This window comes from Pseudomonas cyclaminis, assembly GCF_015163715.1.
Lineage (GTDB): Bacteria > Pseudomonadota > Gammaproteobacteria > Pseudomonadales > Pseudomonadaceae > Aquipseudomonas > Aquipseudomonas cyclaminis.
The window spans coordinates 1-7966 of the sequence record NZ_JADDUM010000288.1 but is presented as its reverse complement, the minus strand read 5'-3'; the positions used below and the strand labels follow the sequence as shown (position 1 = coordinate 7966).

The 7966-nt window shown below is 60.5% G+C and carries 6 protein-coding genes and 1 pseudogene; 2 read left to right on the top strand and 5 right to left on the bottom strand.

Annotated elements, in window-relative coordinates:
- Positions 1–76 precede the first annotated feature (76 nt).
- Positions 77–1465: a cysteine--tRNA ligase gene (gene cysS / locus IQK56_RS28505; RefSeq protein ID WP_193864115.1), complete on the bottom strand. Its 1389-nt coding sequence runs from the start codon at positions 1463–1465 to the stop codon at positions 77–79.
- 21 nt (positions 1466–1486) lie between these two features.
- A pseudogene (locus IQK56_RS28500) lies at positions 1487–3186 on the bottom strand (glutamine--tRNA ligase/YqeY domain fusion protein).
- A 247-nt stretch (positions 3187–3433) separates the two neighbouring features.
- Here IQK56_RS28500 and IQK56_RS28495 point away from each other — a divergent pair.
- Positions 3434–3940: a peptidylprolyl isomerase gene (locus tag IQK56_RS28495; protein WP_150676615.1), complete on the top strand. Its 507-nt coding sequence runs from the start codon at positions 3434–3436 to the stop codon at positions 3938–3940.
- Positions 3937–4686, top strand: coding sequence for a UDP-2,3-diacylglucosamine diphosphatase (lpxH, locus tag IQK56_RS28490; RefSeq protein ID WP_150676616.1), 750 nt, complete (start codon positions 3937–3939; stop codon positions 4684–4686). The genes IQK56_RS28495 and lpxH overlap by 4 nt, the downstream gene beginning before the upstream one ends.
- A 135-nt stretch (positions 4687–4821) precedes the next feature.
- Here the strand turns inward: lpxH and IQK56_RS28485 are convergent, their stop codons facing one another.
- From IQK56_RS28485 to IQK56_RS28475, 3 genes are all read right to left on the bottom strand, one after another.
- Positions 4822–6351, bottom strand: a complete 1530-nt coding sequence (locus tag IQK56_RS28485; protein WP_193864116.1) for a DHA2 family efflux MFS transporter permease subunit — start codon at positions 6349–6351, stop codon at positions 4822–4824.
- On the bottom strand, positions 6351–7547 hold the full coding sequence (locus tag IQK56_RS28480; protein ID WP_150676618.1) for an HlyD/EmrA/EmrK family protein: 1197 nt from the start codon (positions 7545–7547) through the stop codon (positions 6351–6353). Before IQK56_RS28480 ends, IQK56_RS28485 begins: the two co-directional genes overlap by 1 nt.
- Before the next feature lie 15 nt (positions 7548–7562).
- Positions 7563–7966, bottom strand: a 404-nt coding sequence (locus tag IQK56_RS28475) for a TolC family protein (RefSeq protein WP_193901912.1), incomplete at its 5' end; no start/stop codon positions are given.

Genomic DNA, 7966 nt, shown 5'->3' with positions numbered 1-7966 from the left:
AATAGAATATTTTTATATAAATTCAGTAAAAAAACGCCCCGAACCACGTCGGGCGTTTTCATTCAGCAGTTACCAATCAAGCCTGATCAGCCAACCGCCACGTCGTCCCACCCTTCCCATCTTCCAACACCACACCCATCGCGGTCAGTTGGTCGCGGATACGGTCGGACTCCGCCCAGTCTTTACCAGCACGAGCAGCCAGACGCGCCTGGATCAGCGCCTCCACTTGCGCCGCATCCACACGCCCTTCGGCGCCGGCTTGCAGGAAGTCATCGGCTTCCATCTGCAACACGCCCAACACGCTGGCCAGTTCCTTCAGGCGCGCAGCCAGACCTGCCGCCGCGTCGAGATCACTCTCACGCAGGCGATTGATCTCGCGCACCATCTCGAACAATACGGCGCAGGCTTCCGGCGTACCGAAGTCATCGTTCATTACTTGGGTGAAGCGCTCAACGAACGCTTCGCCACCGCTAGGAGCGACAACGGGCAAACCTTTCAACGCGTGATAGAACCGCTCCAGGGCGCCCTTGGCGTCCTTGAGGTTGTCTTCCGAGTAGTTGATGGCGCTGCGGTAGTGGCTGGACACCAGCAGGTAACGCACCACTTCCGGGTGATACTTTTCCAGCACGTCGCGGATGGTGAAGAAGTTGTTCAAGGACTTGGACATCTTCTCGCCATTGATGCGGATCATGCCGCAGTGCATCCAGGCGTTGGCGTAGGTTTTGCCGGTGGCTGCTTCGCTCTGGGCGATTTCGTTTTCGTGGTGCGGGAACTCAAGGTCGCTGCCGCCGCCATGAATATCGAAAGTGTCGCCCAGGCAGCAGGTGGACATCACCGAGCATTCGATGTGCCAGCCCGGACGCCCGGCGCCCCATGGGGATTCCCAGCTCGGCTCGCCGGGCTTGGTGGCTTTCCACAGCACGAAGTCGAGGGGGTCCTGCTTGGCTTCGTCGACTTCGATGCGTGCGCCGATGCGCAGGTCTTCGATCTTTTTACGCGACAGCTTGCCGTAGCCCATGAACTTGGCGACGCGGTAGTACACGTCGCCATTGCCTGGGGCGTAGGCGTAACCCTTGTCGATCAGGGTCTGGATCATCGCGTGCATGCCAGGAATGTGGTCCGTGGCACGCGGTTCCATGTCCGGCTTGAGGATGTTGAGGCGCGCCTCGTCCTCGTGCATCGCGGCGATCATGCGCTCGGTCAGCGCGTCGAACGACTCACCGTTTTCGTTGGCGCGGTTGATGATCTTGTCGTCGATGTCGGTGATGTTGCGCACGTACGTCAAGTCATAGCCGCTGAAACGCAACCAGCGGGTCACCAGATCGAAGGCAACCATGCTGCGGCCGTGGCCGATGTGGCAGTAGTCGTACACGGTCATGCCGCACACGTACATGCGCACCTTGTTGCCATCCAGGGGCTTGAAGACTTCTTTGGTCTTGCTGAGCGTGTTGTAGATCGTTAGCACGATGAATCCCTTAAGACTAAATCACTGGCCCCACGAATCACGCAAGGTCACGGTACGGTTGAATACCGGAGCACCTGGTTTCGAGTCCTTGATATCCGCGCAGAAGTAACCTTCGCGCTCGAACTGGAAACGGTCTTCCGGCTGTGCGTCGCCAAGCGATGGCTCGGCACGACAACCAGTGAGTACTTGCAGGGAGTCAGGGTTGATGTTGTCGAGGAAGCTCGCGCTGTCTTCGGCCTTCTCCGGGTTCGGCGAGCGGAACAGGCGATCGTACAGACGCACTTCGCACTCGATGCTGGCCGCAGCCGGCACCCAGTGGACCACGCCTTTGACCTTGCGGCCTTCAGGGTTCTTGCCGAGGGTTTCCGGGTCGTAGGAGCAGCGCAGTTCGACGATGTTGCCATCGGCGTCCTTGATCGCTTCGTCGGCACGGATCACGTAGCTGCCGCGCAGGCGCACTTCGCCGTTCGGCTCCAGGCGCTTGTAGCCTTTTGGCGGCTCTTCCATGAAGTCATCGCGGTCGATGTAGATTTCACGGGCGAACGGCAGCTTGCGCACGCCCAGTTCTTCTTTTTGCGGATGACGCGGCAGTTCGAGGTTCTCGACCTTGTCTTCCGGGTAGTTGGTGATCACGACTTTCAACGGACGCAACACGCACATGGCGCGCGGGGCGTTCGCGTCGAGGTCCTGGCGGATGCTGAACTCGAGCATGCCGAAGTCAACCACGCCGTCGGAACGGTTGGTGCCGACCATGTCGCAGAAATTGCGGATCGACGCCGGGGTGTAACCGCGACGGCGGAAGCCCGACAGGGTCGACATGCGCGGGTCATCCCAACCAAACACGTGCTTCTCATCGACCAGTTGTTTGAGCTTGCGCTTGCTGGTGATGGTGTAGTTCAGGTTCAGGCGGCTGAATTCGTACTGACGCGGGTGTGCCGGCACCGGCAGGCTGTCGAGGAACCACTCGTACAGCGGACGATGGCTTTCGAACTCCAGGGTGCAGATGGAGTGGGTGATGCCTTCGATGGCATCCGACTGACCGTGGGTGAAGTCGTAGTTCGGGTAGATGCACCACTTGTCACCGGTCTGGTGGTGGTGGGCATGGCGGATGCGGTACATGATCGGGTCGCGCAGGTTCATGTTCGGCGAGGCCATGTCGATCTTGGCACGCAGTACGCGGGCGCCGTCCGGGAACTCACCGGCGCGCATGCGGGCGAACCAGTCCAGGTTCTCTTCCACGGTGCGGTCGCGGAACGGGCTGTTCTTGCCCGGCTCGGTCAGGGTGCCGCGGTATTCCTTGGCCTGCTCCGGGCTCAGGTCGTCGACGTAGGCCTTGCCGGCCTTGATCAGCTCGACGGCCCAGTCGAACAACTGGTCGAAATACTTGGAGGCGTAGCGCACTTCACCGGACCATTCGAAGCCCAGCCACTTGATGTCGCTTTCGATGGCGTCGATGTATTCCTGGTCTTCCTTGGCCGGGTTGTGTCGTCGAAACGCAGGTGCGTGACGCCACCAAACTCCTGGGCCAGGCCGAAGTTCACACAGATCGACTTGGCGTGACCGATGTGCAGGTAGCCGTTGGGCTCTGGCGGGAAGCGGGTGACGATCTGCGTGTGCTTGCCCGAATCCAGGTCCGCCTGGATGATCGGGCGCAGGAAATTGACCGGGACGGCAGGTCCAGTCTTGGAATTCGAGGTAGGGTCGACAGTGGGCTTGCTCATAGGATCCTTGAACAGACAGGTTCGTGGCCGGTTGGGGCCAGATAAAACAAAGGCCGTATCATAGCTGATGCTGTCAAGCTGCTGACAGAGCGCGGTCAAAAACTGCTGGATTTATTGCACCGGCGGTAAAAAACCACCTCGAAATTCCCGTCGGGCACGCTAAACTGCGCGCCTTGGCCGCAATTTCGCCAAACCGGTAAGGCGCCCAGGCGCTCAAACCCACGAATTTCCTGAAAGAGTAGTGAACATGACTCAAGTCAAACTGACCACCAACCACGGCGAGATCGTCATCGAGCTGAACGCCGAGAAAGCGCCGATCACCGTCGCCAACTTCATCGAGTACGTGAACGCCGGCCACTACGAGAACACTGTTTTCCACCGTGTCATCGGCAACTTCATGGTCCAGGGCGGCGGTTTCGAGCCTGGCATGAAAGAAAAGAAAGACAAGCGCCCAAGCATCCAGAACGAAGCGGACAACGGCCTTTCCAACGAAAAGTACACCGTCGCCATGGCCCGTACCATGGAGCCGCATTCGGCCTCCGCGCAGTTCTTCATCAACGTGGCCGACAACACCTTCCTGAACCACAGCGGCAAGAACGTGCAGGGTTGGGGCTACGCCGTATTCGGTAAAGTCACCGAAGGCCAGGACGTAGTCGACAAGATCAAAGGCGTGTCCACCACGTCCAAGGCCGGTCACCAGGACGTTCCTGCAGAAGACGTGATCATCGAGAAAGCCGAGATCATCGAAGCGTGATATTGCTGATTTCAGACTTGCATCTGGAAGAGGAGCGCCCGGACATCACCCGGGCGTTTCTGGATCTGCTCCACGGCCGCGCCCGTGGCGCCCAGGCGTTGTACATTCTGGGGGACTTCTTCGAAGCCTGGATTGGCGACGATGGGATGACCGACTTCCAGCGTTCGATTTGCACGGCTCTGCGTGAGTTGAGCGACAGCGGCACCCCGATTTTTATCATGCACGGCAACCGCGATTTCCTGATCGGCAAGGCATTCTGCAAAGCAGCAGGCGCCACCTTGCTCAAGGACCCGAGTGTCGTGCAGTTGCAGGGCGAGCCCGTGCTGTTGATGCACGGCGACAGCCTCTGCACCCGCGACCTTGGCTATATGAAGCTGCGGCGCATCCTGCGTAACCCGATTGTGCTGTTTATCCTGCGCCACCTGCCCTTGCGTACCCGGCACAAGCTGGCGCGCAAGCTGCGCAGTGAAAGCCGTGCGCAAACGCGCATGAAGGCCAACGACATTGTCGATGTCACCCCCGAGGAAGTGCCGCGGGTGATGCAGCAGTTCGGCGTGCGTACCCTGGTCCACGGCCACACCCACCGCCCGGCGATCCACAAGTTGCAGATTGGCGAACAGGCGGCCAAGCGCATTGTGCTGGGGGATTGGGACAAGCAGGGCTGGGCGTTGCAGGTGGATGAGCAAGGGTTTGCATTGGCGGCGTTTGATTTTGTGAACCCGCAGTTGGCGTTGCCCGGCGCTTAATACCCGACAACACAAATCACCTGTGGGAGGGGGCTTGCCCCCGATGGCTGTGGGTCAGTCAGCATATTTTTGGCTGACCCACCGCTATCTGGGGCAAGCCCCCTCCCACATTTGGATCTCCGTACATTCTCAGGATCAGTGACCCGAAGCAGCCGGCCCCGCCTTCGCCGTAAACGGCGGCTTCGCCAGCCACACCAGCAACATCAACGCCATGAACATCCACCCCAGCAACGTGAAGTAATCCACGGTGGACATCATGTACGCCTGGCTGGTGAGAATCTGGTCCAACTGCGCATAGGCCTTGTGCCCTGCCCCACCCAACGCATCCAACGCATTGCGCGTGGCCGCATCATAGGTGGTCATGTTCTCACTCATGTAGGCATGGTGCTGGTCCGCCCGGCGAATCCAGATCCAGGTCGTCAGCGACGCCGCAAAGCTGCCGCCCAACGTGCGCAAGAAGGTCGCCAGGCCCGCGCCGTCGGCGATCTGGTGCGGTGGCAGGTCGGACATCAAAATGCTCAAGGTCGGCATGAAGAACAGCGCCACACCAATGCCCATGAACAACTGCACCAGGGCGATGTGGGTGAAATCCACTTCGTTGGTGAAGCCGGCGCGCATGAAGCAGCTCAAGCCAATCGCCAGGAAGGCCAGGCCCGCCAGCAGGCGCAGGTCGAACTTGTGCGCGTACTTGCCCACGAACGGCGACATCAGCACCGGCAGGATCCCGATCGGCGCCACCGCCAGGCCCGCCCAGGTGGCGGTGTAGCCCATCTGGGTTTGCAGCCATTGCGGCAGGATCAGGTTGATGCCGAAGAAGCCCGCATAACCGAGGATCAACACGATGGTGCCGATGCGGAAGTTGCGGTAGGCAAACAGCCGCAGGTTGACCACCGGGTGCTTGTCGGTCATTTCCCAGATGATGAACACCGCCAGGGCAATCACCGAAATCGCCGCACCGACGAGGATGAAGTTGGATTCGAACCAATCCAGGTCGTTGCCCTTGTCGAGGATGATCTGCAAGGCGCCGACCCCCACGATCAGGCTCAACAACCCGACGTAATCCATCGGCTGGTGACTGGTGACCACCGGGCGCTTCTTCAACTGCGCACGCACCACCATCACCGCAAAGATGCCGATGGGAACGTTGATAAAGAAGATCCACGGCCAGCTGTAGCTGTCAGTGATCCAGCCGCCCAGGATCGGCCCGGCAATCGGTGCGACCACCGTGACCATCGCCAATAACGCCAGGGCCATGCCGCGCCTCGCCGGGGGGTAGACCGCAATCAACAGGGTCTGGGTCATCGGGTACAACGGCCCGGCCACCAGGCCTTGCAGCACCCGAAAGCCGATCAGCTCGGGCATCGAAGTGGAAATCCCGCACAGGAACGAGGCCAACACAAACAGAATGGTCGCCCACAGAAACAGCTTCACCTCGCCAAACCGACGGCTCAACCAACCGGTGAGCGGCAGCGCGATGGCGTTGCTCACCGCAAACGAGGTGATCACCCAGGTGCCCTGCTCCGAACTCACGCCCAGGTTGCCGGAAATGGTCGGCAACGCCACGTTGGCGATGGTGGTGTCGAGCACCTGCATAAAGGTCGCCAGCGACAGGCCAATAGTGGCCATCAACAGGCTGGGCGGCGTGAAGGAGGCGTTATTGCTCATCAGCGTTGCACAGCCTTGGGAGCGGCGACGCTGTTGTCATGGATCAACTGGGTGATCATGGCATCGGCTTCGGCCAATTGGCGGTCGTACACGTTGGTGGTAAACGAGGCTTTTTGCGGCGGCTGTTGCGCCAGCACCGGGCCGCTCTGGTCGTGCAGGTCCACATTCACCACGGTGCTCAAGCCCACACGCAGTGGGTGCTTGGCCAACTCTTCGGCATTGATATGGATGCGCACCGGAACACGCTGCACGATCTTGATCCAGTTACCGGTGGCGTTCTGCGCCGGCAACAGGGCGAACGCGCTGCCGGTGCCGGCGCCGAGGCTGTCGATGGTGCCGCTGTATTTCACGTCGCTGCCGTAGATATCCGACTCGATGTCCACCGGCTGGCCAATGCGCATGTCGCGCAGTTGGGTTTCCTTGAAGTTGGCGTCGATCCACAGTTGGTTCAGCGGGATCACCGCCATTAACGCAGTACCCGGCTGCACACGCTGGCCCAGTTGCACGGAGCGCTTGGCCACATAGCCGGTGACCGGCGCGATCAGGGTGCTGCGCGCATTGGTCAGGTAGGCCTGGCGCAGTTGCGCGGCGGCGGCTTGCACGTCCGGATGGGACGAGATCACCGTGTCATCCACCAAGGCGTTGGTGGTTTTGAGTTGCTGCTCAAGGTTGGTAAGGGCGTTCTTGGCGGCGGTCAGGCTGTCACGGGCATGGGACAGCTCCTCAAGGGAAATCGCCCCGCCCTGGGCCAGGGTTTTACGCCGGTTGTAGTTGTCCTGAGCGGTCTGCACGTCGGCTTTCTGCGCGTTGACCTGGGCTTTCATACCATCGACGTTGCTGTACAAGCCACGCACCTGGCGCACGGTACGCGCCAGGTTGGCCTGGGCACTTTGCAGGCCGACGGCGGCGTCATTCGGGTCGAAGTTGACCAACACCTGGCCTTCATGGACCAGGTCGCCATCATCGGCGCCGATGCTGACCACGGTGCCGGTGACCAGCGGCGTGATTTCCACCACGTTGCCGTTCACATAGGCGTCGTCGGTGCTTTCGTTGAAGCGCCCGTAGAATTCGTGCCAGGCCCAAACGCCGACGACGCTGAGGATGACGATCAGCGCGAGGCCGACCAACATGACTTTGCGTTTGCGCGGGTTGCTGTCGTTTGTGTCTGTTGCGGTGTTGCTGTCGGCAGTGGCCATGACAAATACCTCAAATTATTCCGTGCGAGTGGCTGGGGTGGTCGACGCCACGTTGTCGGCGTTGAAGCCGCCGCCCAGGGCCTGCATCAATTGAATCGATAGATCGATCTGCCCGGCATTCAGGGTGGCCAGCTGACGCTGGGCCTGCAGCAATTGCTGCTCGATGCTGAGCACGTCCAGGTAGTTACCGATCCCGGAGCCATAACGCTGAACCACGGTGTCGTAAGACTGCTGGGCGATATCGGTAGCGTGTTGCTGGGCCTGGATCTGGCGCCCGGTTTCGCGCAGTTGCGACAGGGTGTTGCCGATGTCGCCCAAGGCTTGCACCAGGGTTTTGTTGTACTGCGCCACGGCCAAATCGTAGTCGGCGTCGCGGGCATCAAGGTTGGCGCGCAGGCGGCCGCCGTCGAAGATCGGCA